Origin of the sequence: Lonepinella sp. BR2474 (genome assembly GCF_051851555.1) — a bacterium.
In the GTDB taxonomy this organism is placed as follows: domain Bacteria; phylum Pseudomonadota; class Gammaproteobacteria; order Enterobacterales; family Pasteurellaceae; genus Lonepinella.
In genome coordinates, this window is the sequence record NZ_JBPDVH010000008.1 from 14,892 (window position 1) to 41,416 (window position 26,525).

At 39.7% G+C, this 26,525-nt stretch carries 23 protein-coding genes and 1 tRNA gene; 11 read left to right on the forward strand and 13 right to left on the reverse strand.

Annotation, left to right across the window (positions count from 1 at the left end):
* Positions 1 to 39 precede the first annotated feature (39 nt).
* The 5 genes from acrB to priA form a co-directional block, all read right to left on the reverse strand.
* Complete coding sequence (gene acrB, locus ACTG7Q_RS09245) at positions 40 to 3,129, reverse strand: multidrug efflux RND transporter permease subunit AcrB (RefSeq protein WP_439243112.1); 3,090 nt, start codon at positions 3,127 to 3,129, stop codon at positions 40 to 42.
* Positions 3,130 to 3,146: 17 nt separating this feature from the next.
* Positions 3,147 to 4,343, reverse strand: coding sequence for an efflux RND transporter periplasmic adaptor subunit (locus ACTG7Q_RS09250; RefSeq protein WP_439243114.1), 1,197 nt, complete (start codon positions 4,341 to 4,343; stop codon positions 3,147 to 3,149).
* A 26-nt stretch (positions 4,344 to 4,369) separates the two neighbouring features.
* Entirely contained in the window at positions 4,370 to 4,948 is a 579-nt protein-coding gene (locus tag ACTG7Q_RS09255) for a TetR/AcrR family transcriptional regulator (protein ID WP_439243116.1), read from the reverse strand.
* Between the two features lie 225 nt (positions 4,949 to 5,173).
* Positions 5,174 to 6,052: a cell division protein FtsN gene (ftsN, locus tag ACTG7Q_RS09260; RefSeq protein ID WP_439243118.1), complete on the reverse strand. Its 879-nt coding sequence runs from the start codon at positions 6,050 to 6,052 to the stop codon at positions 5,174 to 5,176.
* 90 nt (positions 6,053 to 6,142) lie between these two features.
* On the reverse strand, positions 6,143 to 8,347 hold the full coding sequence (priA, locus tag ACTG7Q_RS09265) for a primosomal protein N' (RefSeq protein WP_439243120.1): 2,205 nt from the start codon (positions 8,345 to 8,347) through the stop codon (positions 6,143 to 6,145).
* A 105-nt stretch (positions 8,348 to 8,452) separates the two neighbouring features.
* On the opposite strand from priA, the gene ACTG7Q_RS09270 reads away from it, so the two are divergent.
* Positions 8,453 to 9,544: a glycosyltransferase family 9 protein gene (locus tag ACTG7Q_RS09270; RefSeq protein WP_439243122.1), complete on the forward strand. Its 1,092-nt coding sequence runs from the start codon at positions 8,453 to 8,455 to the stop codon at positions 9,542 to 9,544.
* Between the two features lie 148 nt (positions 9,545 to 9,692).
* The gene (rpmE, locus tag ACTG7Q_RS09275; protein ID WP_386692041.1) at positions 9,693 to 9,905 is read left to right on the forward strand and encodes a 50S ribosomal protein L31; all 213 of its coding nucleotides are present in this window, start codon (positions 9,693 to 9,695) and stop codon (positions 9,903 to 9,905) included.
* Positions 9,906 to 9,961: 56 nt separating this feature from the next.
* Here rpmE and ACTG7Q_RS09280 read toward each other — a convergent pair whose 3' ends face one another.
* Positions 9,962 to 10,858: an Rpn family recombination-promoting nuclease/putative transposase gene (locus tag ACTG7Q_RS09280; protein ID WP_439243124.1), complete on the reverse strand. Its 897-nt coding sequence runs from the start codon at positions 10,856 to 10,858 to the stop codon at positions 9,962 to 9,964.
* Between the two features lie 371 nt (positions 10,859 to 11,229).
* Here ACTG7Q_RS09280 and ACTG7Q_RS09285 point away from each other — a divergent pair, with 371 nt between their 5' ends.
* Genes ACTG7Q_RS09285 through ACTG7Q_RS09295 form a run of 3 tightly spaced genes read left to right on the forward strand, consistent with a single transcriptional unit; the run spans position 11,230 to position 13,917 of the window.
* Positions 11,230 to 11,946 carry a glycosyltransferase family 2 protein gene (locus ACTG7Q_RS09285; RefSeq protein ID WP_439243126.1) on the forward strand — a complete coding sequence of 239 codons (717 nt, stop codon included), beginning with the start codon at positions 11,230 to 11,232 and terminating at the stop codon, positions 11,944 to 11,946.
* Positions 11,946 to 12,320: an HAD-IIIC family phosphatase gene (locus tag ACTG7Q_RS09290; protein ID WP_439243128.1), complete on the forward strand. Its 375-nt coding sequence runs from the start codon at positions 11,946 to 11,948 to the stop codon at positions 12,318 to 12,320. The genes ACTG7Q_RS09285 and ACTG7Q_RS09290 overlap by 1 nt, the downstream gene beginning before the upstream one ends.
* A gap of 1 nt (position 12,321) precedes the next feature.
* Positions 12,322 to 13,917, forward strand: a complete 1,596-nt coding sequence (locus ACTG7Q_RS09295) for a hypothetical protein (protein WP_439243130.1) — start codon at positions 12,322 to 12,324, stop codon at positions 13,915 to 13,917.
* Between the two features lie 11 nt (positions 13,918 to 13,928).
* Here the strand turns inward: ACTG7Q_RS09295 and ACTG7Q_RS09300 are convergent, their stop codons facing one another.
* Positions 13,929 to 14,894: a hypothetical protein gene (locus ACTG7Q_RS09300; protein ID WP_439243132.1), complete on the reverse strand. Its 966-nt coding sequence runs from the start codon at positions 14,892 to 14,894 to the stop codon at positions 13,929 to 13,931.
* A gap of 216 nt (positions 14,895 to 15,110) precedes the next feature.
* On the opposite strand from ACTG7Q_RS09300, the gene ACTG7Q_RS09305 reads away from it, so the two are divergent.
* Together ACTG7Q_RS09305 and ACTG7Q_RS09310 are read left to right on the forward strand one after the other, a co-directional pair.
* Positions 15,111 to 16,154 (forward strand): hypothetical protein, encoded by a 1,044-nt coding sequence (locus ACTG7Q_RS09305; RefSeq protein WP_439243134.1) that lies wholly within the window; start codon positions 15,111 to 15,113, stop codon positions 16,152 to 16,154.
* 95 nt (positions 16,155 to 16,249) lie between these two features.
* Positions 16,250 to 17,116: a hypothetical protein gene (locus ACTG7Q_RS09310; protein WP_439243136.1), complete on the forward strand. Its 867-nt coding sequence runs from the start codon at positions 16,250 to 16,252 to the stop codon at positions 17,114 to 17,116.
* Positions 17,117 to 17,162: 46 nt separating this feature from the next.
* On the opposite strand, the gene selB is transcribed toward ACTG7Q_RS09310, so the two are convergent.
* Both selB and selA read right to left on the reverse strand, forming a co-directional pair.
* Complete coding sequence (gene selB, locus ACTG7Q_RS09315; protein ID WP_439243138.1) at positions 17,163 to 19,019, reverse strand: selenocysteine-specific translation elongation factor; 1,857 nt, start codon at positions 19,017 to 19,019, stop codon at positions 17,163 to 17,165.
* Entirely contained in the window at positions 19,016 to 20,407 is a 1,392-nt protein-coding gene (selA, locus tag ACTG7Q_RS09320) for an L-seryl-tRNA(Sec) selenium transferase (RefSeq protein ID WP_439243140.1), read from the reverse strand. The genes selB and selA overlap by 4 nt, the downstream gene beginning before the upstream one ends.
* A gap of 107 nt (positions 20,408 to 20,514) precedes the next feature.
* Here selA and ACTG7Q_RS09325 point away from each other — a divergent pair.
* Positions 20,515 to 20,609 (forward strand) — tRNA-Sec (locus tag ACTG7Q_RS09325).
* A 7-nt stretch (positions 20,610 to 20,616) separates the two neighbouring features.
* Here ACTG7Q_RS09325 and recX read toward each other — a convergent pair.
* The 3 genes from recX to ACTG7Q_RS09340 all read right to left on the reverse strand — a co-directional run bounded on the left by recX (position 20,617) and on the right by ACTG7Q_RS09340 (position 22,951).
* Positions 20,617 to 21,075: a recombination regulator RecX gene (gene recX, locus ACTG7Q_RS09330; protein ID WP_439243142.1), complete on the reverse strand. Its 459-nt coding sequence runs from the start codon at positions 21,073 to 21,075 to the stop codon at positions 20,617 to 20,619.
* Between the two features lie 79 nt (positions 21,076 to 21,154).
* Positions 21,155 to 22,273, reverse strand: coding sequence for a recombinase RecA (recA, locus tag ACTG7Q_RS09335; RefSeq protein ID WP_439243144.1), 1,119 nt, complete (start codon positions 22,271 to 22,273; stop codon positions 21,155 to 21,157).
* A gap of 90 nt (positions 22,274 to 22,363) precedes the next feature.
* Positions 22,364 to 22,951, reverse strand: coding sequence for an anthranilate synthase component II (locus ACTG7Q_RS09340; protein ID WP_439243146.1), 588 nt, complete (start codon positions 22,949 to 22,951; stop codon positions 22,364 to 22,366).
* A gap of 86 nt (positions 22,952 to 23,037) precedes the next feature.
* On the opposite strand from ACTG7Q_RS09340, the gene ACTG7Q_RS09345 reads away from it, so the two are divergent.
* The 3 genes from ACTG7Q_RS09345 to pdxH are packed head-to-tail and all read left to right on the forward strand — an operon-like array spanning position 23,038 to position 25,294.
* Positions 23,038 to 24,027, forward strand: a complete 990-nt coding sequence (locus ACTG7Q_RS09345) for an aminodeoxychorismate synthase component I (protein ID WP_439243148.1) — start codon at positions 23,038 to 23,040, stop codon at positions 24,025 to 24,027.
* Between the two features lie 2 nt (positions 24,028 to 24,029).
* Entirely contained in the window at positions 24,030 to 24,620 is a 591-nt protein-coding gene (locus ACTG7Q_RS09350; protein ID WP_439243290.1) for an aminotransferase class IV family protein, read from the forward strand.
* Between the two features lie 41 nt (positions 24,621 to 24,661).
* Entirely contained in the window at positions 24,662 to 25,294 is a 633-nt protein-coding gene (gene pdxH / locus ACTG7Q_RS09355) for a pyridoxamine 5'-phosphate oxidase (RefSeq protein ID WP_439243150.1), read from the forward strand.
* A 37-nt stretch (positions 25,295 to 25,331) separates the two neighbouring features.
* Here the strand turns inward: pdxH and dprA are convergent, their stop codons facing one another.
* The gene (gene dprA, locus ACTG7Q_RS09360; protein WP_439243152.1) at positions 25,332 to 26,432 is read right to left on the reverse strand and encodes a DNA-processing protein DprA; all 1,101 of its coding nucleotides are present in this window, start codon (positions 26,430 to 26,432) and stop codon (positions 25,332 to 25,334) included.
* Positions 26,433 to 26,525: the final 93 nt, after the last annotated feature.

Below are 26,525 nucleotides of genomic sequence, written 5' to 3' on the forward strand. Positions count from 1 at the left end.
TTTTACACCGTCAAAGTGCGGTGTTTTCTGAGGTTATTTTTAGTGATGACTTCCACCACTCACACGTGGCGCATTTTCATCAAACTCTGGTAATGGTTTGTGTTCGCTCGCAATGTAAGAGTAAATCACTGGCAAGACGAATAAGGTAAACAATGTACCAATCGCAAGGCCTGCCACGATCACAATACCCATACTGAAACGCATGACCGCACCGGCACCACTTGCATAAAGCAATGGCACAAGACCTGCAATCATCGCTGCTGTCGTCATTAAGATTGGACGTAAACGCTGACGGGCAGCGGTCATAATTGCGTCAATACGACTTGCGCCATGATGTAGCTGTTCTTCTAATGCCACTTCACACATTAAGATACCGTGTTTGGTGATTAAGCCGACCAAGGTAATCAAACCGACTTCAGAGTAAATGTTGAGTGTGACCCCTGTGACGCCTAATAGGCTGAGGATATTTAACACTAACAAGGCGCCACTTAAGGCTAACGGCACGGAGATCAAAATCACCGTGGCGTCACGCCAGCTTTCAAACTGGATCGCTAACACTAAGAAGATGATGACGACCGCAAGGGCAAAGGTCACACCAAGGGAGCTACCTTCTTGCACTAACTGACGAGATTCGCCTTTAAAGTCATAGGTATAACCTTTTGGCAAGTCTTTAGCAGCATTTTGTAACCATGCAACAGCGTCCCCCACTTTGGTGGTTGGTGCGGGTACCGCACTAATGGTGGCTGCATTTAACTGGCTGAATTTACCCAAAGAAACCGGTTGTGGCTCAAGGTTAAAAGTAAGCAAGCTACTTAATGGCACACTGGTACCGTCTGACGCAGACACATAGTAGTTATTAAAGGATTCTGGTGATAAACGATCATCACGTTTTACTTGTGAAATCACTTTATACGCACGGCCGTCAATATCCACGCGCGTAATGGTGGCGGCGGATAAATAACTGCCTAAGGTATTAGAAATCGCTGACATGCTCACGCCATAGGCGCCCGCTTTTTCTTTGTCCACGGTAATGGTCATTTGTGCGGTGTCGTATTTTAAGTCAACATTCATAAACACGAATAAGCCCGAATCACGCATTTTTTGCATAAATTCTTGTGAAACGGTCGCCAACTCTTTATTGTCATGTGGGGTCATTAACACAATCCCAACACTCGCTCCTTGTTCCCCTGTGTCAATTTCAGGCATGGAGAAGTTGGTAATAGAAAGTTCTGGAATCGCTTTTGCTTTGGCATTTAACTCATTCATGATTTCTGGTTGTTTACGAGTACGCTCTTTCCAATCTTTCAAGGTGGTAATAATGATAGCTTTATTGGACGTCGGTGCCCCTGAAATCACCAACGAGAATTGGTTTTCCTCAGTTTCATTGATAATTTGCTCATATTGTTTGGCGGATTGTTGAATATAATCCACGTTCATATTCGACGGTGCAAACGCCAAGCTCATAAATGCCCCTTTATCTTCCGCCGGCGTTAATTCGCTGGAAAGGGAATTTAACAAGACAGGAATCGTGCCGAAAATGATCACGGAGAATAACAAAATCGCTTTACGAGACGCCATAATCAGGCGTAGCAAATAACCATAAATATCGGTGACTTTATTTAGTGTACGATTAACACGTTGTTCAAAACTGCTGTGCTGATCGGTTAGCATGGCACCTGACATCATTGGTGATAGGGTTAATGCCACCACACCCGAAATAAATACCGAACCGGCAAGGGTTAAGGCAAATTCTTTAAATAGCGTCCCTGTAATTCCGCCCATTAATGCCATTGGGGAATACACCGCAATTAAGGCAATGGTCATGGAAATAACCGGCGTCGCAATTTCACGTGTCCCGATAATGGCGGCACGGAATGGGGTTTCACCCTCTTTAATATGACGGTCTACGTTTTCCAATACCACAATGGCGTCGTCCACCACCAAACCGATGGCTAAAATCATGGCAAGCAACGTCATCAAGTTAATGGAGAAACCAAAACCTTGCATTAAGAACAGCACCCCAATGATGGAAATTGGAATGGTGATAATCGGAATAATAATGGCACGGAATGAACCGATAAACGCTAAGATAACGATTAATACAATCACCACGGCTTCTAAAATAGTATGGATTACGTCATTAATCGAGCTGTTAATGGCAACCGTGCGGTCATAAAGAATATTAGATGTAATACTATCCGGCATTTGTGCTTTAATCTGCTCATAGACAGGATAAAGATCATTCGCCACGTCTAATGGGTTAGCGTCCGAGGTCGGTTCAATCCCGATAACCACCGATTCACGACCATTGGCACTAGAACGTGTATCATCACTTTCTTTATTTAATTCAACGGTCGCCACATCACGCAAACGCACAAGGTCGGTGCCGTCTGTATCAATAATTAAATTACTTAATTGCTCAATGGTGGTGGTGGTGGTTTCGACTTTATTTTTGTAAATATTGTAGTAACCGTTTGAGCTACCTGCGGCAGTTTGTACGTTGTTGGCCGCTAACGCACTCATGACTTGCGGCGCAGACAGATTTTGCGAGGCCATTTTTTGTGGATCAAGCCAAATACGCATGGCATATTCTGCCCCACCGTAAATATTGACTTTCGCTACCCCTTGCACCGTAAACAACTGCGGTTTTACCACACGTTGAAGATAGTCGGTCACTTGGCTTGAATCGAGCTTATCCGATAAAAAACCAATATACATTAACCCCGAACCCCCTGTTGATGAGGTAATAGACGGGTCCTCAATATCGCTTGGTAATTCTGAACGTACGGAGTTCACTTTCGCCAGTACGTCTGCTAATGCCGCACTTGAATCGGTATTTAACTTCATTTTCACCGTAATCTGAGATGAACTCGGGCTACTAATGGAAGATAAATAGTCAATATTATCCGCTTGGGCAATGGCTTCTTCCAGTTTGGAGGTCACGAACGCCTGAATCAAATTAGCATCCGCCCCTGGGTAAGTGGTGCTTACCGTGATCACCGTGGTGGTCATTTTAGGATATTCACGCACAGGTAATTTCGCAATAGATTGCAAACCGAGAATCACGATCAGCAAACTAATTGAAATCGCCAAAATCGGGCGTTTAATAAAAATATCAGTAAATTTCATTCATTTACACCCTTAAATTATAAATTGGTTTTGTCGGCTGGTTGTTCTGTACCCACGCCGGCTTTATCCTTAACAACCACTAAACTGCCGTTGCTAATACGTTGGAAACCAGCGGTAACAACTTTATCACCAATGTTTAAATCACCGGGGTTAATATGGGCATAAATGCCTTGGCGATCTAAGGTTTTCACGGTGACTTGTTTCACACGATAGGTATTGTCTAATGTCGGGCTATCGGCTAATTTTTGTTTATCTTCATCACTTAAGGGTTGTAACACATAAGCAAATTCACCGTACATATTGTAGCTCACCGCCACTTGTGGAATCACCACTTGGTTGTATTTTGTCGGCATGGCAATATTTAAGCGAGTAAACATACCAGAAAGTAATTTGTGACCGTCAGTTGGTTCAAAGGTCGCTTGCACATCCACTAAACCAGTAGAGGAACTGATCCCTGCATCAATCGCCGTTACACGTGCGGCAAAGGTTTCACCCAAACGTGCATCTGCAGTGGCAGTGACTTTTTGACCCACTTTAATGTTTTCTAACAGTTTTTGTGATAGAGCAAAATCCACTTTCATGGATGAGGTATCTTCTACACGCACAATCTCGGTAGCCACGGTGATATATTGCCCTTCATTGACTTTCACAATCCCCAATTTACCCGCAAAAGGTGCCACGATTTTACGACGTTCAACGGCGGCTTTTAATGAGTTGATGGTGGCCACCACTTGATCATAGCTAGCTTTCGCATTATCAAATTCCGTTTGTGAAACAGATTGGGTTTTCAATAAGTTAGCATAACGTTGATAAGTTAAGCGAAGTGCCGGTAATTGTGCCTCGGTGGCACGTAATGTCGCCACTTCCACATCATTATCTAACTCAACCAACACATCCCCTTTATTCACTGTTTGGCCTGATTGGACGAGAATACGTTTCACGGTGCCAGAGGCCTCTGCACTTAACATTGCCCCTTGATTCGGACGAACAAGACCGGTTGAGGTAATCACTGGCGTCCATTCTTTAGCCGTAATTTCCATGGCGGTCACAGGATTGACTGATTCCGGCATATTGGCAATAGCATTGGCAATCATTTTGTTTTTAAACATATTCATACCAATTACACCGATAAAAATAATGACCGCCACGAGCAAACCCACTTTCAATAAGAAAGCATGGCTACGTTTTGGCTTATTTGTTTGAATTTGGGTCATAAAAAACTCCGTAAATAACTAACTAATTAAATTTCTTTTTGAATAGAACGCCACGTTCTTTCAATAATAATGTCTAACATCGCATTAGACGGCAGCGGCTTGGCACGAAACTCTTGCGCCCGATAAGCCAATTTCACTGCACTTTCTAAACCGAGAGAAAACAAAATATCCGCAGGTAAGTCACATAATACATTCGCTTGTTGCGCCTTTGCACAAAAGCTCGCCCAACAACTTTGTGATTCCATTTCTTGACAGATTTCATGAAATCTTGGGAGGGATTTATATTGATGTAAATTGGCCACCACCATAGGATTTTCCAATAAATGGTGCCAAATATTTTTCCACATTTGTCGGTACTGTGCGAAAAATGACAAACTGTTGTCGACATTTTTTTCCAGTTCCGAGCGAAAGGTAGAAAATACTTTCCGAGCAAATTGTTCGAGTAATTCTTCTTTACTTTTAAAATAAATATAAATAGTACCCGCAGAAATTTTGGCTTCTTTCGCAATCTTGTGCATCGACAGATTAGGCAATCCTTGATCTGCCATCAGTCGTTCGGTAGCCGCAAAAATTTGCTCTACCATATCCAGTTCTGAATTTTGCATAAAAAACCAACTAATTTAACGAAAAAAACAAGCAAATCAGTAAAATAACTCGGCTTACTGATTTGCCTTATCTGCCCCATTCAGCAAAATGAACACCGCAATGAACATCATGATGAATGAACGTTCGTTCATTTTAATGGTTTTTAAAATTTACGCAAGAAAAAAGTGCGGTAAAAATTCCAAGATTTTTCACCGCACTTCGCCATCTCACATTTTTCTAAAAAATTACATCCCTATCACCACACAACCCGCAATAGAACTGGCCTGTTGTTGTACCGATACGGTAGCCGGACGATCACCAATCGGCCCCACCACCACACGGTTCCATTTACCGCTTTCGGTAATCCGTGCATTCAAGCCTGCCATGGCTAAACGGGCTTGTAAACTTTCTGCTTTTGCACGGTCATTAAAGGCGCCGCATTGTAGACCAAATTTACCCGTATTTTTAGGCGTTTCGGTTTTCTTAGTTTCCGCTTTTTTGGCGGCCTCTGCTTTGGCTTGTTCGGCCTTTTTCTGCTCGGCTTTACGTTGTTCGGTGGCTTTTTTCTCAGCCGCTTTACGCTCTTGTTCCGCTTTTAATGCACTGTCATTGGTTTCCGATGGCGCGGTCACATTTGTCGCTGTCACCCCTGCAGGTTTCGCATCCACGACTTTTGCTGGTGCTGCCGCCGTGGTTGTGCTATTTGCCGTGGTACTATTTGCTGTGGTCGCATCAACTGATGCAGCTTTCGCACTTTCCGCTTGTTTCAGTTTATCCAATGCGGCAAGGCGGGCTTGCTCAGCCTCTTGTTGGCGTTTCAATTCCGCTTTTTGGCTTTCACTTAACTCGACTTGCTGATTATTGGTAATAGAACGACTTTCCAATTCTTTAATATAAGAAAAGGTTTCCTCAATACGGCTTGGTAACTGGCTTTTATGTTTTTCTTCTTGACTCGCTGACGGAGTTTGCTGAACCACTGGCTCTGGTGCTTTTTCTTTGAGTAAATAAAGCGCTGCCCCGAATGCCAACACAATGCCAATGGCAAGGGTTAACAATAAGGATTTATTGACTCCTGATTTTTTCTTTTTTGAACCGCTACGTGCGGCGTAATCACGCTGTGCCACAATATAATATTCCGATAATAGGTTGATTGATAAGTAATAATGATGAATAATCGCTAATTTTACTCAATTATTGCGCATTTGGCTAGCAGATTAGGACAGATCTTGTGGATCCACGTCTAAATTTAACCGCACTTGCCCCGATTTTTCAACAGGCATCGTATAAAAATCCCGTAAGGCTTGCTGTAATACACGACGCTGTGGGTGTTGCAATAGCAACTGCCAACGATATTGATCGGCTTTTTTGGCAAAAGGCGCCGGCATGGCGCCGAGAATTTGTAACTGCGGTTGATTTTTGGCCTGTTTCCATTGCAAGAAATAATCAGCGATTTGTTGTAAACAACGCTCTGCCTCGGCACTTTGGCGACTTTGTGCCTTAAATAAGGCTTGTGAACTAAAGGGCGGCAAGCCCATCATTTTGCGGGTTTGCAAGGCCTCTTGCGCAAAAGCCGGATAGCCTTGTTGCAATAAGCATTGTAATAACGGGTGTTCAGGATAATGGGTTTGTAATACCACTTCGCCTTGTTTTTCTGCCCGTCCCGCACGCCCCGCCACTTGAATATAAAGCTGTGCCAACCGTTCTTCTGCGCGAAAATCCACCGAAAACAGCCCACTGTCCACATTGATTAACGCCACCAAGGTCACATTCGGAAAATGATGGCCTTTGGCCAGCATTTGTGTGCCAATTAAAATCTGGCTTTTCCCTTGTTGAATATCGTTTAAATGGCTTTCCAATTTGCCTTTGCGCGCCGTGCTGTCTCGATCAATTCGAGTAATGCCATATTGTGGAAAACGTTCTTGCAACGTCTGTTCTAACTGCTCCGTGCCTTGCCCTGTGGTGACCAAATTGGTTGAACCACAATGGGCACATTGCCGTGGAATGGGGCGTTGTGAGGCACAATGATGACAACGCATAGCACGCTGATGTTGATGATAGGTTAACGGCTTGTCGCAATGTTGGCATTCCGCCATCCAACCGCATTCATGGCATAACAAAACAGGAGCAAAGCCACGGCGATTTAAAAACAGCAATACCTGATTGCCTTTTTGTAAATGCTCGTCCATTTTCTTCAATAAGCTAATGGATAACCCATTGATGACATTCTGTCTTTTTAAATCAATGGCCTGACTCTGCACCATGCTCGCATTTCCCGCCCGCTTGGATAACAATAAATGTTGGTACTTACCCACAAGGGCATTTTGTACCGTTTCTAAACTCGGCGTCGCACTGCCCATCAATACAGGAATGCCTAACTGTTTTGCATACACCACCGCCAAATCTCGAGCGTGGTAGCGCCAACCGTCTTGTTGTTTGAAAGAGTTGTCATGTTCTTCATCTAAAATAATCAGCCCTAACTCAGCAAATTGCGTGAACAACGCCGATCTCGTGCCAATAATCACCGCACTTTGCCCCGTTTTCGCCCGTTGCCACACATTCAAACGTTGCGTATCGTTTAAGTTGGAATGCAAAACGTCAATTTCCACATGAAAACGAGATTGAAACCGTTGCACCGTTTGTGGCGTCAAGCCAATTTCAGGCACCAATACCAACACTTGCTTGCCTTTTTTTAGGGTTTCTTCGATCAGTTGTAAATAAATTTCCGTCTTGCCCGACCCCGTCACCCCGTCTAACAAAAACGCCCCAAACCCTTGCTGAAACATCACCTGAGTAAACGCTAACGCCTGTTGCTTATTTAACGTTAACCGATTTTCCGCTTTCGCCACAGGCAAATCACCTAAGGTTTGTTGCCACGTTTTTATCTGAACAAGTTGCTCAATTTCTTCAATAAATTGCTTTTCTTTTAAAGCAGACCAAATAGCCGAAGTAAAGTCATTATTGCCTTTTTCCAACGCTGACACCGTCAAGGCTTGCAACGCCTCTTGCTGTTTTTTAGCACGTGCCAATGCGCAAGATTGCAAGGCTTGCTCACCAAGTGCGGTGATTTTCCACAAAATTTTCGATTTTTGCACCGCACTTTCACCGTTCCGCAATTTCACTGGTAACGCCGAAAATAACACCTCACCAAGCGGCGCATGATAATAATTCGCCGCCCAATGCAATAATTTCCATGATTGCTCGCTAAAAATAGATTGTTCATCAAGTACTTCGATTACTTGTTTGAGTTGTTCTGGTGGCAAATCCGACGTTTCGGGCAGTTCTACCACCACGCCCACTAATTTTCGTGCGCCAAAAGGCACAAGCACTCGCACGCCGATTTGAATGCTTACCTTTTGTGGTAAAAGGTAATCAAAACAACGCATAAGCGGAACATTTAAAGCGACACGAACAATTTGCATTTATTTTTCTCTGTGGAATAAAATTGATCGGTATTATAGCGGAAAATTTTAAGATATAATCAGCTCAGTTTTTATTTTTTAGAACGATTTTATGAGAATAATTTTATGAGCCTATTTAAAAAATTATTAGTGGCGTTATTACCGAATAGACAAGACAAGACAAGACAAGACAAGACAAATGAAACATTTCAGCCTAGGCATGTCAACTCTATTTTATTCCGCCCTTTAGGTTATGCACTAGGTGATGCCGTAGTGCATACTGCCCATCTAAAACAACTTAAGTCCGCTTTTCCACAAGCCAAAATTGGTGTATTGGTTAGCCCAACTAATCAAGCAATTTTTGCCCATTGCCCTGTTGTCGACCAATTGATCCCACGAAAATTAAGGAATTATTTGAAACAACGTAAACAATGGGATTTATTATTGGATTTTGAAAATAATTTCAATTCATCCTCTTTATTTGCCGATTTGCTGCTCAAGCCAAAATGGATTTGGATCTTTCGCAAATATAATAAAAAGCACTATAATCTCAATAACATAAAAAATTATGACTACCATTCACCGCAAGCAGATAATTCGCCGTTAAGCCATTATTTAAACCATTCTTTCCTCGCTGAAATCGTGGATTTACCCGCACCTTGCAGTGACATTCAGATTCCCGAAAAAACACCTGAAAATATTACCGCACTTTGGCCAGCACACAAAATACGTCTATTGCTTTGCCCTCAAGGAAGTAAACGCCAGATCCCACCACAAGAACTTGCGACTTTTTTACGGAAAGCAATATCTGAGGATCTATGCAAAAAAGTACAATGCCTACTAAGCTACACCGCCACCGCCAATGAATATGCACAAACATTGTGTCAAGCAGCCCCAGAAATAGCCATACAATGCTCCCCAAAAACGAGCTTAACCGAATTTTTCAGTTTGATAGCGAGTAGTGATTTCGTCATTGCGGTAGACGGAGGATCACTCCATTTAGCTTGTGCGTTCAACAAACCGTTAATTAGTTTTTTCGCCAACTGTGAACCTAATTTAGGACAGTGGACGCCATTGTTCAATCCCAATCTTGCGATCCCTCATTATCGTATCCTTACTAAAGAAAAAATCGCCCACTCAAATAATACCAAAGATTTTGATATGGAAGATGGAATTAATTGGTTCAAGACATATTTGCACAAAATCTCCCTTGAATAATTCCTTTTTTTCGGTATAATTTATCATCTTTTTCGTGCTTTCAGAATTTGAATCAAAAATTCGAAAGCGTATTATTAATCACATGTGGTGTTTGAATATTCAATTCGGATAGTTCTTATAGCGACATGGCTTCAATTTGAGGTTTTCTATGAAACAAGGTATTCACCCAGAATATAAAGAAGTGACTGCAACATGTTCTTGCGGTAACGTAATCAAAACTCGCTCAACTGTGGGCAAAGATTTAAACTTAGACGTTTGTGGCAACTGCCATCCATTTTACACAGGAAAACAACGTGTGGTTGACACGGGTGGTCGTGTAGAACGTTTCAACAAACGTTTCAGTATTCCAGGTACAAAATAATCTGTTTTTGGATTCTATTTGATAAAATTAACCCCAGTGAAAACTGGGGTTTTGTTTTACAGGCTACAAAGTTTTTTAATTTCATCAATGGGCAAATCAACTGATTTTGAAATAATCTCTAAACTCAATCCAAGATTAAGCATATTTAACGCATTTTTTCTTTGCGTTTCTTGTATTCCTTTTTGAATACCTTTCTCTATGCCTTTCTCTATACCTTTTTGCATACCTTCGGTTTCCCAATATTCACGTACGGCATACTCGTCCCATTTGCGTTTTAAACTGACATCGTACATCTGTTTTTCCCCTTTGTTTAAGTTGCTGTACTCGGCAATTTGAAATAGTTTCTGGAAAACAGGCTTTTTCAAAAACGTAGGCAATTTATCCAATCTTGCCATATTTTTCAATACAAATAACCATTTGTCCAAATCACTTTCCAGTACTGTTTCAGGCTTATTGAAATTCAGTAATTCAATGTAGATAAAAGCTAGTCTATCATAAAACTTTTGCCCTGTCTTTTGATTGAAAAGGCAAATATCGTGTAGATATTCTTTACTGTCAGAAAAGTGAAAACCGTCCATAATGGCGATGACATAAACTTCAGTAATAGCATAATTCCAACCATTTACACTACCTTTAGGGGCTTGATCGCTGATGAGTTTACTACCATAATAAATGGTGCGTTCTTTAAAATAATTTTGCTTACTGCGTTGTACTTCAATAATAAATTGTGAGTCGTCCTCACTTGTACAAGTTAGGTCAAAAATCACCAACCCTTGTTCGGCAGTGTCGCCTTGTTGTTCATTTTTATTGTAAGTGAGATCTTTGATCACTTTTTTACCTTGAAAAAGTTCATTAAGAAAGTCTATAAGTAAATCTTTATTCACATCCGTACCAAAGACTCTTTTGAATCCATAGGCGGTGGTTAGATCAATATAGCGAGAAGGCGTTTTCATTGTTTTTCCTTAGCTTGTAGCCAATAATTTTCACTAAGGTCTTAACATCAGTAAAATATAAATTTCGGGCTATTTTTGTGATCTTGATTCCAAAATGAATAAAAATTTGATGCTAGTAGCGCATATGGCTAAGACTATCCAATTAACAAAAAACTCTGACACTTCAATCTAAACAACTTACCGGCTGCCCAACATTTAGAGGGATTAAATCAAGTGATATCGCATGATTTACCAGATTAATAATGATATACTAGAGGTTCACTTTTTACATCAAAGGTAAACGCAGTAGCGCGGAAGTTTATCGTCAACTAGGTCATTTGATTTAAGACATATTATGCAATAATACAAACATTAAACATCAGGATCCTTATATGATTTGTATCACTATGGCTGGACTCAGCAGTCGATTTATTAAAGCGGGCTATCCGCTCCCTAAATATGCCTTACCCTTACAAAATAGAACGGTATTTGAATGGGCGGTAAGCACTTTTTCGCATTATTTTCATTATGAACCTTTTCTTTTTGTGATTCGCCCAGATGATTTTGCGTACTCTTTTGTACTAGAAAAAGTTCAGCAATTGGGCATTGTTGATTACCATATTATTCGCCTTAATCAAGATACCAAAGGGCAAGCAGAGACGGCTTATTTGGCATTACAACAATATCATGATGATTTTCCTTTGACGATTTTTAATATTGATACCATTAGATATGACTATATAAAACCTGATTTTATTAATGATTGCGATGGCTATTTAGAAGTGTTTGAGGGTGAAGGTACTCATTGGTCTTTTGTGCAGCCAGATCAAAATCAAAATGTGATTAGAACTACGGAAAAAGACAGAATTTCCAATTTATGTAGTGACGGATTGTATTTCTTTAAAAGCCAAAAAGTCTTCTGCCAACTATTTGAGCAAGCCTTGAAAAATGATTTGCAAGTAAAAGGTGAATTTTATATTGCACCATTGTACAATCTACTTATTCAACAAGGTAAAACGGTTAAATACCAAACTATTAAACCGCATGAAATTGATTTTTGTGGCGTACCTGATGAATATGAACAATTAATAAAATTGAAAGGTCAATAATGAAACGATTAATTTTAGATCTTGATAATACGATTACCAAAACAACCCACGGTGATTATGCCAATGCCGTTCCTGTGGACGGAATTATTGAAAAAATTATGGCATATAAAGCCCAAGGTTTTGAGATTGTGATTAGCTCCAGTCGCAACATGCGAACCTATGAAAACAACCTAGGTAAAATTAATATCCATACCTTACCTGTCATTATTGAATGGTTAAATAAACATCAGGTTCCTTTTGATGAAATTTATGTGGGCAAACCTTGGTGTGGTTTTGATGGATTTTATGTAGATGATCGTGCTATTCGCCCCGATGAATTTATAAACTTAAGCTATGATGAAATTAGAAACATAACCCAAATGGACAAAGAATAAGATGATTGTCATTAACTCTGCAGATTATGTGGTTTCCGAATTTAAAAATGAGTTTGGTAACATTCCACCTGTATTTCTCCCGATTGGAAACAAAAAGCTACTCACTTATCAAATTGAAAATTTAAGAAAAAATTTTCCTGATGATAACCATATTGTCTTATCCTTACCACAAGATTATCAGCTAAATATTGATGAAACCAATTTAATTAAACAATTATCTATTGATGTGATATTGGTTCCAAATAATATTAGCTTAGGCATGGCAATGCTTTATGTGCTTAATTCACTATTAACTACAATTAATCTTGCAAAACCACTCAGAGTTTTACATGGTGATACCCTATTAACCATGATGCCAACTAAGCATGATTGTATCGGTCTCGCTTTTGCACGAGATGAATACACTTGGGAGATTGAAAAAAATCAAGATAATGCCGTATGGTGTGGTTATTTCTCTTTTGCATATATCTATGACTTTATCAAATTCCTTTCTGCCACACAGGGAAATTTCACCAAATCTGTTCACTTATATGCGGACGAATATGATGTTGAGCGTATTATAGTGGATAATTGGTATGATTTAGGACATATCAATACTTACTTTACTTCAAGAACCGCCATCACAACACAAAGAGCATTTAATAATTTAGCGATTAACAATGGTGTGGTTTGGAAATCAGGTTCTCCACAAATTAAAATAGAGGCAGAATCCAGTTGGTTTAAAAATATTCCAAATCAACTTAAACGTTTTATTCCCCAGCTAATTCAATCAGGTTATGATGAGCAAGGGCGTTATTTTTATGAAACAGAATATCTTTCTTATATTCCCTTAAATGAAATTCTTGTGCATGGCAAAAATGCCCCTGTTTTTTGGGATAATATCTTAAATATGATTTCATTTTATATGAGAGAATCAAGAGAATGTATTAATCAACTAGATGATACGCTGTTAGAAAAAATCCAGCAAGATTCTATTCATATTTTTGCCAATAAAACCTACAACCGATTATCTGAATATGCTCAACAAACTGACATCAATTTTGAACAATCGGTTATTTATAATGGTGTAACCTTGCCTTGCGTATTAGATATTGCTAAAGAATGTGTTGATTACACACTCAATCTACCTATTATCCCAGCGGTTTTACATGGTGATCTTTGTTTTAGTAATATTTTATTTGATTCACGCAGTAATACAATTAAGGTAATTGATCCTAGAGGATTAAATTACCAACAGGAACTCACCATTTATGGTAACCAAATATATGATTTGGCCAAACTAGCTCATTCTTTTATTGGATTATACGATTTTATTATTGCTGATTCGTTCATTTTTGAGAACACTAAACAATCAGGAATAAAATTATCATTTAATTTGGATGAAAGACTAAAAAGTATACAACAAATTTTTATGGATAAAGAAATTATCCCTAATATCAATAATAAAATGGTTATTCCACCAACCATATTATTATTTTTATCCATGATTCCATTGCATTTTGATAAACCAGATAGACAAAAAGCCATGTTAACCAATGCGTTAAGATTATATGTTGATTGGAAAAACAAATATGGCATATCAAAATACGCCCTATAACTATAAAGTAGTTACATTACAATCATAAGTCCACAAATCAGACACAATGATACGGCTACGGTAATTTTCAAGTAGTTTCGATATCTAGTGACTTTTTTCTCTAATAATGATACTCGTTTCTGTAATACAGGAAAATCTCTAGAATTAAATGCCCTATAATAGCCATCCGCAAATTCCTTAGGATCAACATTAATCTTACTTTTTTCTTCAATTTCCCTAATCAATTTATAAGGTAACACATAGTATCTGAAATTAATACCTTGTAAGATGGCAACTTCTTTAAAAGAATTTTCAGGGTGGCAATTATATCCTTTAAATATATTAGGATAATCAATATAACATTTTTCAAATACCGACAAAGAAGAAAATAACTTATCCATGGCTTTAGGTTTAGCCAACAAAACAATATCATTGGCAGTAAAGCAAAATTCAATACGTTGTTGGTGAATAGTAATAACAGGATACTCTGCAAAATTAATTATACTATTATCCGAATAAGAAAATTCATTTTCATACTGTCCAATGTCAACTTGTTGTTCTAAATATATATCTGGTCTAATTTGTAATATGTAATCATAGTGAATATGATTTTTATCAGCAAAGTGCTTTCTTAATTTATTAACAGACACCATGCTATATAACATATATTTTATTGAGCTTAATTTTAACTTCCCTACTGGATTCGGATTATCGTCCGTGTAACTATTTTTTTCATTATAATAGCCTTTAATAGAAAAAACATTTTGACTTTCTATTTGTATGCTCTTAGGATGATATAAAGAAACGATTTTATTATATAAAATATTATTTTCTGACTTTTCTATTTTATATTCTGCATCGGAAAAATCATGATTTAGTCTATCCCAAGTATGAATGAATATGTCACAATCATATTTCGACAACAGCATTTCGTTTAACCGCTCAAAACATTTTTCAAATGTTCGCATATGACCGAATAGTTGAACTGCAATTTTCATTTTATCTCCGATTTGTAGATTTATATCTCAACATTATTAAGCTAAATATGATGTTTTTACTGAGTTGATAATCCAAGGAAAAAGCATCGACTTTTTTAATTTTATCTGTGATCTCTTTCACATATTAGCATGGAATGATATAATGCTCAACGCACTAAATTAAGTGCTATTTTACTGTTCCCCCTTTTTTATATTAACAGCCTTTTAAGGTAGAGCATGAGTAAAAATATTATTCTAGGAATTTCCATTAATCATGGTATTATTGAGTTAATCACAAAAAACTTAATATATCATGGATTTAACGTAGTAAATGTTTCTGACCCGACAGGGAAAGAATTTAAATATCCATCATTATGGGCAAGAATTGTCGTAAAAATCAGGAGAAAACTTTTAGGCGACAAACAAGCCAAACGTAAATTAGAATCTAAAATTGCGATCTCATCACTAGAAAAACAAATACAAGGAAAGCAATTCGATTATGCGTTATTTTTTCTCGCTCAAACCTATTCATTAGAACTCATTCAATATGTAAAACAACATGTTAAACCTGGAGGTATGATAAATTATCAATGGGACGGCCTTAATCGTTATCCTGATATTTTTGAACGCTTACCTTTTTTTGATCGCCTATTTGTATTTGATCCTGCGGATTTAAATCATAATAGCTATTCTCCATTACCCACCACAAGTTTTTATTTTGATGATGACTTAGTACCACTACCTATACTATATGACTTTTATTTTTTAGGTGCACATTTAGAAGAGCGGAAAAATATTATTTGCCAATTCGCAGAATTTGCAAAACAGCACAATTTAAAATTAAATTTCCAACTTGCTCATAAAAGAATAAGGAATATTCGTCAAGATTATCCTGATAATATTCAATTAATACGAGTATCTGATCAGAAAACATTTGCTGAGAATCTAATCTTATCTCGTCAATCCAGAGTCTTGGTTGATTTTGTTTCTAATGCTCATAAAGGGCTCTCTCTACGAATTTTTGAGGCTTTAGGACACGATAAAAAATTAATTACTACCAATACAGACATTAAGGAATATGATTTTTATCATCCTAATAATATTTTTGTTTTAGAAAATAACTTTGATCAACTATTGGATTTTCTAGCAAAACCATATATTCCTGTTCCAACAGAAATTAAACAAAAATACAGTTTCGGAAATTGGATTCGTTATGTACTAAATATTCAGCCACATCAGCCGATATTACTACCCAATATCGTTTCGGGGACAGATCTATAAATTAGATAGAAAATTTATATGAGGTTCAAAAATGCATAAGCATAATTTCAATAAATTTTCTCTGAACAAATTAAACCCAAAAGGATAATATAAATATGAACTTAACCTTACTCACTTTCGGCGAACGCCTTGAAAACCATTATCAAGCCTGTTTTGCCATTTTAACTTTTTTGCGAGATCCGCAGATTGAAAAAGTGATTGTCATCACCGATCGCCCAGATTTTTACCGTATTTTTGGCGATCGTATTGAATTTATTGAAATTGACCAAACCACCTTACAGCAATGGCAAGGAAAATATCAGTTCTTTTGGCGTGTAAAAATTAAGGCGCTGCAAACGGTTCAAGCCCAATATCCCACTCAACATTTGCTCTATGTGGATAGCGATACGTTTTTAGCCTCATCATTAACCGCAATGCAACGCCAGCTTAATCAAGGGCAGACATTTATGCACTTGAAAGAAGGCGCATTAGGTGATAAATCTCGCCGAACTTGGCAAAAAATGCACCGCACTTTGGGGGGGAAAAACGTTGCGAATATTAATATCACCTCTGATACTGCGATGTGGAATGCGGGAGTAATTGCTTTACCCGCAGAAAAGGCTCAAGCCATCCTTGCACTTGCGATAGGATTCTGTGACGAAATTTGTAGTACAAATTGTGAACGTAGATTAGTGGAACAATTTTCTTTTTCTGTGGCGTTAAATCAGCATCAACCTTTACAGCCTTGCAATACAATTATCGGACATTATTGGGGCAATAAAACCGAATGGAATCAAATGATAGCCGATTTCTTTGTGAATGCCCAATTAAAAAACTTGTCGCTACAAGATTGTCTTGCTTTGCTAGCAGAAAAAGACTGGCGAGCCTTACCCTTAGGCAAAAAGCAACGGAATACTAATGCTAAATTGAAGAAAATCATTGATCGGCTTTTTCCAGATAAGCATATTCATTATTTTAAATAAACGCCTTGATTTGGCCGAACTGAGGCCAAGCGACATAACGCTTGGCCTACTCAAACAGCTCCCCATCACGCAATACATGCACATTGCCCTTGCGTCGTAAGAGGCCGCAACGATCAAAATATTCGATCAGTTGCACCGTCAATTTTCGCCCAAATTGCAATTCATCTCGCAATTGATTAACAGAAATATCCCCTTGTTTTTCAATGCTATTTTTAATAATCTTAGCATAGCGATACAAGGTTTCAGTGAGGAAAAAACGATCTTTAACGATGGGGGTCAAATAGCCTAATTTGCCCGCCTTATACAAAAAATTCCGCATCAACGTTTCATCCAAAGATAAGTGATTAGCAATGTCACGCACCCATAATGGCTGCCCATTTTGAGCAACAAATTCCGCAAGAACCTGTTTCCATAACGCTTGTTCTTGTGGGGTAAACTCAATTTTATGTTCAGGTAAGTGTAACCAACCACGGCTTTGTTGTAATTTGCCTTGGGCTAAGAGCGCATCTATAAAATGATAAATCAATTTTTCAGGTTGATTCAGGGCGACCATTCGATATAAACGTGCTTTGCCCAAACCCACTTGATCGGGATGTTGTTGGTGATAATCTGCCAGTGCGGTGAGAATTTGTTGATTTTTTTCCGCCTGATAAGTGGTACTAAAACACCAATCTTGAAAACGCACTGCGTGATTTTGCGTTAAGATATCCGTCAGTGCCGAGGCATTAAGCTGTTCTTGCCACAACAACGCTTTCACATCTACCGCTTTTTCCTGTAAATACAAGGCAATACGTGCCGTAGCATTTTCGGCTTGTTGTAAATTTCGCAAAAATGCCAATCGCACTTCGCTACGTTTATGGCGTTTCGGAGAATGAATTTCCAACACCTCTGCACCCGCAATCAACTGTTTATTATCCCCACTGCGTAAAATTAACTTGTCGGCAAAACACAAAAATAGCGGTTTATCCAAGAGGATTTCAGCGTAAGCAGACTGCTGCGCAGATAAAGTTTTGGTGGTTAATAAGGATAATTTTCCCAAGCTATGGTTGGTGGCATGATAAACATGTACCGCTTGATTTTCCAACAAAGGAATTTCCGCATTGAGCATCACAGTCAGCCGATCTGTGGGCAATGGAGGCGCTTGCTCAAACAACCAATCGCCCCGTTGAATCGCCTCTCGATCTAACGAGGAATGCAGATTTAAGGCTAATCGCTGCCCAGCTACGCCTTGTGTTGTGGGTTGGTTTTGTGCGTGAATATTTTTTATGCGAACTTTTTCACCTTGAGATAAAAACAATTCATCATCCACATTCACTGAGCCACTCAATGCTGTGCCCGTAACCACTGTGCCTGCCCCTTTAATGCTAAAAACACGGTCAATGGCATAACGGAAAGGTTTATTGGGATCGGCTAAATTGGGAAGTGCGGTTAAAAATTCACGTAATTCGCTAATGCCTTGTTGCGTGGTGGCGGAAGTAACAAAAATTGGGCTGCCCTGTAAAAACGCATAATCTGCTGTCATTTGTTGGATTAATTCATCGATTTGCGTTGAACTCGCTCGATCCGCCTTGGTGATAACTAACAGGATTTCCTCTAATTGTAATTGACGCAAAATGGCTAAATGCTCCCTTGTTTGAGCTTGCATTCCCTCATCTGCCGCCACGATTAACATGGCATAATGAATGCCCCCCAAGCCAGCTAACATATTAGCGAGAAATTTTTCATGACCTGGCACATCAATAAAACCCAGAATCTTGTCGCCAACTGGCAAATAGGCATAACCCAGATCGATAGTCATACCCCGTTTTTTTTCTTCCGGTAAATGGGCGGTATGGGTGCCAGTTAAAGCTTGCAAAAACGCAGTTTTACCATGGTCAACATGGCCAGAGGTGACAATAATCATAGGTGAGGCAGCCCCTCTAAAGTGACGAGAAATTGTTCAAGATTCGCTAAAGAACGCATATCTAACCAAATTTTATCTTGTTCCACTCTAGCAATCACTGGAACGGAAAGCTGTTTCAAAGCCTGTAAAAGTGCGGTTAATTTTCCGCTAATTTGGCTTGAAATGGTTACCGCTACCGACGGAATTGTCGCTAATGGTTGCGAACCACTGCCGATTTGAGCCGAACTGGATTCGATTTGCAGCGAAAAACTAGCCAGTTGCTGAGATAACTGCTGTTTCACTTTTTCGGCTTTTTCAGTTAATTGTGTCATAGATTGGGTGAGTAAATGCAAGGTTGGCAAGGTTTCAGTTAATTTTTCTGGCTGCAAATACAAACGCAATGTTGCCTCTAAACCGGCCAAGATCACTTTGTCACAACGCAATGCACGTTTAAGCGGGTGAGCTTGTAGTTGGTCAATTAAGGCTTTTTTGCCCACAATAATGCCCGCTTGTACGCCCCCGAGTAATTTATCCCCCGAAAATGAAATTAAATCCACCCCTTGAGCCAATTTTTCTTGCACGGTCGGCTCTTTCGGTAAGCCATATTGGCTTAAATCAATTAATGCCCCACTGCCCAGATCGCTGATCACAGGAATGTGAAATTCTGCCCCCAATTCGGCTAATTGTTGCTCTTCGACAGCATGCGTAAAACCACAAATCTGATAGTTACTGCTGTGAACTTTCATCAAAAAGGCGGTATTTTCATTAATTGCGTGGCGATAATCTTTTAAATGGGTACGATTTGTAGTACCTACTTCCACTAATTGACAACCCGCTTGTGCCATAATATCTGGAATGCGGAATGCGCCACCAATTTCAATTAATTCCCCTCGAGAAATAATCACTTCCTTGCCTTTTGCAAAGGTCGCTAACATTAATAATACGGCCGCCGCATTATTATTCACCACACAAGCTGCCTCGGCACCCGTCAGTTGGGTGATCAGTTCACTGATATAATGATCTCGATGACTCCGTTGACCCGCCTCTAAATCATATTCTAACGCCACATTGCCAGACATGGCATTTAGTGCAGCTTGCTGCGCCGTATTTGACCACAAGGCTCGGCCTAAATTGGTGTGTAAAATTGTGCCAGTCAAATTATGCACGGATTGAATTTGCACTTGGCTTTGTTGAATAAGTTGCTGCTCAATTTCGCAGATTGTGCAAGCAAGATCCTGAAAATAGTCAGGAAGTTGCTGCGTTTGTTTAATCTGCTCTCGTGCTTGTTGCAACAGTTGGCGACAAACATTTACCACGGCAGTATGGCCAAATTGTGCCACGAGTTTTTCACCCTGTGGCGTTTTGAGTAACTTATCGACGGCGGGTAATTGTTGAAAAAGTGCGGTCATTTTACACCCTGTTTTATCTGCTGTTGGCTAAGGAATACGGTTATTATACAACAATTTTATCCCAGACTTGAATTAAAAGGGGAATTACGTTAAAGTGGCTACCCATTGGAAGGTCGTCATTTCTGGTGAAGTGGCAGGACTTCAAATCCTGTTAGGGCTGCCAGCAGTCCTGGGTGGGTTCGACTCCCATGACCTTCCGCCAATTTTGCTTATTCGTTGAAATCCATCCCCGAACCAAGATAATCCGCAAATTCTTCCGCATAAAACCCATGGGAAAGCATATAACGCCAAATTTTCTGTTTTATTTTAATATCTAATTTATCTTGATAATGTGGAAATTTTCGGCTTAACACGTCCAATGCCATCGCAGACCAATCGATTTCGCTTTGTTCCACCACGGCCTGAATCACTTCTGAACTGACGCCTTTTAGTTGGCGTAATTCTTGTTTAATTCGATTGACACCAAAACCACGGTTAGCACGATAATTCAGGTAATTCTCCGCAAAACGTTGATCACTTTGCCAATTTCGTTGTTGGCAATGAGTAAGGGCTTGATCAATATCCTCTTCACTAAAGGCTTTTTCTTGCATTTTACAGCGCACTTCATATTCACTGTAATCACGGCGAGCCAGTAGATTAATCAGATAATTTAAGGCAAGAGATGACATGAGGCGATCCTTATGGGAAAAAGTGCGGTCTTTCTCACCGCACTTTTAAGCGTGTTAAACAATTAACCGATTTTTTAGGTTAAAAATCGACATCATTTGTTTCATCCACGACCTCATCATTTTGATCTTTGTCATCCTCATTTGGCAACAAGGCTTGTTCAGGATTTTCTGATAAGGCTTTTCTGATTTTTGCTTCTAATTGTGCAGTGGCTTCAGGGTTTGCCTCTAACCATTTAATCGCATTTGCCTTACCTTGGCCAATTTTTTCACCCTCATAGGAATACCAAGCGCCCGATTTATTGACTAATTTTTGTTTCACGCCGAGTTCAATTAATTCGCCATTTTTCGAGATCCCTGCGCCATAGAGAATTTGGAATTCTGCTTGACGGAACGGTGCAGCCAATTTGTTTTTCACCACTTTCACACGGGTATCATTACCAATAATTTCATCCCCGTCTTTTACTGCGCCAATACGGCGAATATCTAAACGCACGGAAGAATAGAATTTTAACGCATTACCGCCGGTGGTGGTTTCTGGGTTACCAAACATCACACCAATTTTCATTCTAATTTGGTTGATAAACACCACTAAACAGTTGGAATTTTTAATTTGCCCCGTGAGCTTACGCAAGGCTTGTGACATCAAACGTGCTTGTAAACCCACATGGGAATCCCCCATGTCACCCTCAATTTCCGCTTTCGGGGTTAAAGCAGCCACAGAGTCCACAATAATCACATCAATCGCCCCTGAACGCACTAAGGCATCACAGATTTCTAAGGCTTGTTCACCGTTATCAGGTTGAGAAATAAAGAGTTCTTTCACATCAACGCCCAATTTGGCCGCATAAATCGGATCTAAAGCATGCTCCGCATCAATAAATGCACAGACTTTGCCCGCTTTTTGGGCTTGGGCAATCACTGACAGGGTCAATGTGGTTTTACCCGAAGATTCAGGGCCGTAGATTTCCACAATCCGCCCCATTGGCAAACCACCTATTCCCAAGGCCACATCTAAGCCAATGGAGCCAGTAGAAATAGATTCAATATCAAGGGTTTGTGAATCCCCTAATTTCATAATAGAGCCTTTACCAAATTGTTTTTCAATTTGACCCAGTGCCGCCGCAAGGGCTTTGGCTTTGTCCTCTTTAGAAGAATTTTCTTTTGCGGTGGGTTTTGCTTTTTTGTCGTCTTTTGCCATGGTGTTAACCTTAATAGTTGTTAAGCTGTAAATTTGAGCATATGTTATCTGTTCTTAAAAACAGTATCAAGTGTTTTTTTGATCTTTTTATCAAAAATGTGATCTGGATTCCAAATTGAGAAAATTTTTCAGTACCGACAGACCCTGTTCCGACATATAGGACTCGGGATGAAATTGCACACCAAAAATCGGCCACTGACGATGTTGGATGGCCATAATAATCTCATCATCACAGGTTGCAATACAGGCCAATTCCGTGGGAAAATCGGTATGAGAAACCGCCCAAGAATGATATAAACCAATGTGAAATTGCTCGGGTAATCCTTGAAATAAGGCAGATTCAGACCGTACTTTTAACAGCCGTTTTTGGCCATGTCGTACCTCTGGTAAATTAAACAAGGTTGCGCCGAAAAACTGGCAAATCGTTTGATGACCAAGACACACGCCTAAAATGGCTTTAGTTTGATAAAAAGTGGCTAATATTTCAAAGAGTTGAGGATAGGCTTGTGGCACATCGGGGCCAGGGGAAAGCAAAATATGACTAAAACGATCGAGCGCCTGAATGTTCACGTTTTCCACATTGATTACCTCAAAATCCACAGCTAAACGGCGGACTAAGTCCACTAAATTGTAGGTAAAAGAATCGTGGTTATTAATAATGGCGAGTGTAGTCATCATCTCAGTTCGGTAAAATAAAAACCTTGCCATTATAAATGATTCGGCTAAACTTGAGCATATTTATTTTTTCATTGAAGTGATAGTTTATGCCATTTAACGCTTTTGTTGCACAAGCTAATGATTTTGGCAAACAACGCCAACCTTTTTTCTTTCTGATTGATTTTGAACAGAAAAAACCGCTTATTTGGCCACTGGATCAAATTGAAAAAGCACCATTATATTTTGAGATTACAGGCAAAACGAATTATCACGATAAATTGAATAGAAAAGTGCGGTCAAAAACGACGTTACATTTCACCGCACTTTCGCTCGATCCACTACGTTATCAACAAGGCTTTGAGCAGGTTCAACAAGCACTACAACAGGGCAATTCTTATTTACTGAACTTGACCTATCCAACTGAAATACAAACGAATTTTTCTTTACTCGACTTTTTCGAGCAAAGCCAAGCCCGTTATAAATTGTATTATCCGCCTCATTTTGTGTGTTTTTCGCCAGAATGTTTTATCAAAATCAAGCAAAATCAAATCTTTACCTATCCCATGAAAGGCACTATTGATGCGAATTTGCCGAATGCGGAACAACAATTATTGCAATCTGAAAAAGAACAAGCGGAACATTATACGATTGTCGATTTAATGCGAAACGATCTGGCCACCGTAGCGCAACAGATTGAAGTGCGGCGTTTTCGTTATGTCGAACGGATTGAAACCGAAAAAGGGGCGATTTTACAGACAAGTTCGGAGATCATCGGCAATTTGAGAGAAAACTGGCAAGAAAATATTGGCACTATATTAGCCCAGTTATTGCCTGCGGGATCCATTAGTGGTGCGCCTAAAGAAAAAACCGTGGAAATTATTCAACAAGCCGAGGGGCAAGAACGAGGCTATTATACGGGTGTATTTGGCATTTTTGACGGAGAAAGCGTCGACAGTGCGGTCGCTATTCGTTTTATTGAGCAATGTGATGGCAAGCTGTATTTTCGTAGTGGTGGCGGCATTACGAGAAAAAGTCAGCTCGATCAAGAGTATAACGAATTATTACAAAAAATTTATGTGCCGTTAGGGAAAACATGATGATGAATTTTCCATTATTTGAGACCCTTTGCATTGAACAGGGAAAAATCAAAAACAGCCTATATCATCAACAACGCTATGAAACCTCATTACGACAGTTTTATGGGGAAAGTGCGGTGAAAATTCACGATCTTTACGACATTATCGAAAAAAACATGAAAAATTACACCGCATTTCACCACCCGATTCTGCGTTGTCGTCTTGCCTATAATCAAGCGGACTATCATATTGAATTGTTCCCTTATCAACGCAGAACATATCAAACATTTCAACCCGTGATTTGCAATGACATTGATTACAGCTTGAAATATCAAGATCGGCACATGCTCAACAAATTGCTCGCCCAAAAAGGTGAGGCTGATGAAATTATGATTATTAAACAAGGTAAAGTAACGGATTGCAGCATTGGCAATTTAATTTTTCGTCAAGGCGAACAATGGTTCACCCCTGATAGCCCGTTATTAAAAGGGACGCAACGAGCCTGTTTATTACAACAAGGCATAGTACAAGAAATCCCTATTTTTGCCGAAGATATCCCTAAATTTGACGAAATTCGCCTCATTAATGCGATGAATGGATTACCCTCACCCTAGCCCTCTCCCAAAGGGAGAGGGGATTGTATAAGGAATAAATGATGGATTTACACAATATTCGAGAAGATTACAGCAAACAGGCCTTATCACGTAAACAGTGCCTTGCAGATCCGCTAAAACAGTTTGAACGTTGGTTAAATGAGGCAATCACTGCCAAGGTTTGTGAACCGACGGCCATGAATTTAGCCACGTTCAACGAGCAAGGTAAACCGAGCAGCCGTGTGGTGCTGCTCAAAGAAGTGAATGCACAAGGGTTTGTTTTCTTTACGAATTATCACAGTCAAAAAGGCCTAGCCTTAAGCCATACACCTTTTGCTGCCTTGAATTTCTTTTGGGGCGAATTGGAACGGCAAGTAAGAATTGAGGGATGTGTGGAAAAATTATCCCCTGAACAATCCGATGCTTATTTTGCCACTCGCCCTTATACCAGCCAAGTAGGTGCATGGGCCAGTGAGCAAAGTGCGGTGATTTCGAGCAAAAATCAACTCCTGACCAAAGCTGCCATGATTGCCGCTAAACACCCTTTAAACGTACCTCGGCCTCCCCATTGGGGCGGTTATGTGGTGATCCCTGAAGTGATTGAATTTTGGCAAGGACGACCAAGTCGCTTGCATGATCGTATTCGCTATCGTTTAGTCAATAGCAGTTGGATCATAGAAAGATTATCACCGTAGCTAATTAGCGAAATTTAGCGCTTTGGTGAGAGGACTATTACAACCTCCGTTTATAGAGTCCTCGATCACATTCAATCAACTCCTCCAGTTCCAAAGCCAATAATTGACCAAGTAACACATCAACTGCCACCTTTGATTGCTCCGCTAATTCATCAATGCTAATCGGGTGATAGCCAATTAAGGCGTAGAGTTCTGGATGACTGGGTTCAATCTGGTCAAAAGGCAATTCTGCATGGCCTGTGGTAGCCGTTGTTTGCGCCATAGGCAAAGAATAAGGGGCGAGATTTTCAATAATATCTTGCACGCTTTCAGTGAGTGTGGCCCCTTGCTTGAGGAGATGATGGCAACCTTGGCTAAATGGATTATGCAAATTACCCGGCAAAGCAAACACATCTCGGTTTTGTTCTAGCGCATAGCGAGCGGTAATCAATGAACCGCTTTTTAAATTCGCCTCCACCACGAGTACCCCTTGCGACATGCCACTGATAATCCGATTGCGTCGAGGAAAATTGGTTGCCACAGGGGGTTGATTAGGTAAAAATTCAGACACTAGGGAGCCGTTATTCGCTAAAATCTGTTCGGCCAATGCTTTATGACGGCTCGGGTAAATGTGGTTAAGTCCACTGCCTAACACTGCAATAGTTTTACCTTGCCGTTCCACCACAGCTTGATGCGCAAAGCCGTCAATGCCAATGGCCAAGCCACTGGTGATAATAAACCCCGCATTACAGAGTTCACGAGCAAAATATTTCGCCCAATATTCACCATAATGAGAACAATCTCGACTACCCACAATAGCTAATTGCGCTTGATTAAGATTTTCCACCGCCCCTTTGACAAACAACAAGGGCGGTGCGCTGTTAATTTGCTTTAACAGTGAGGGGTATTCGGGTTGATTAAAGGCCAGAATATGATGTTCATCACTGGCTTGTTGCCAAGCTAACGCTGGCTCGATATATTGCTGTTCAGGGTGAAACCAACGCTGAATTTGCTTGTCTTGCCATCCCATATGTTGAAAAGCAGCGCTATCATAACTCAGCAACGTTTGTAATGAAATCTGGGTTAACAATGTTTGAATCGCATTGGGCCCAAGATAGGGAATTTGCATAAGACGTAATAAAGGTTCAATATTTTTCATCAGTATAAAAAAGTGCGGTTAATTTTTCAGGAATTTTAGGCTACGGGGAATATGAAAAAAAAGCGAGATCTTTTTCTTCGTTTTGGAATCAAG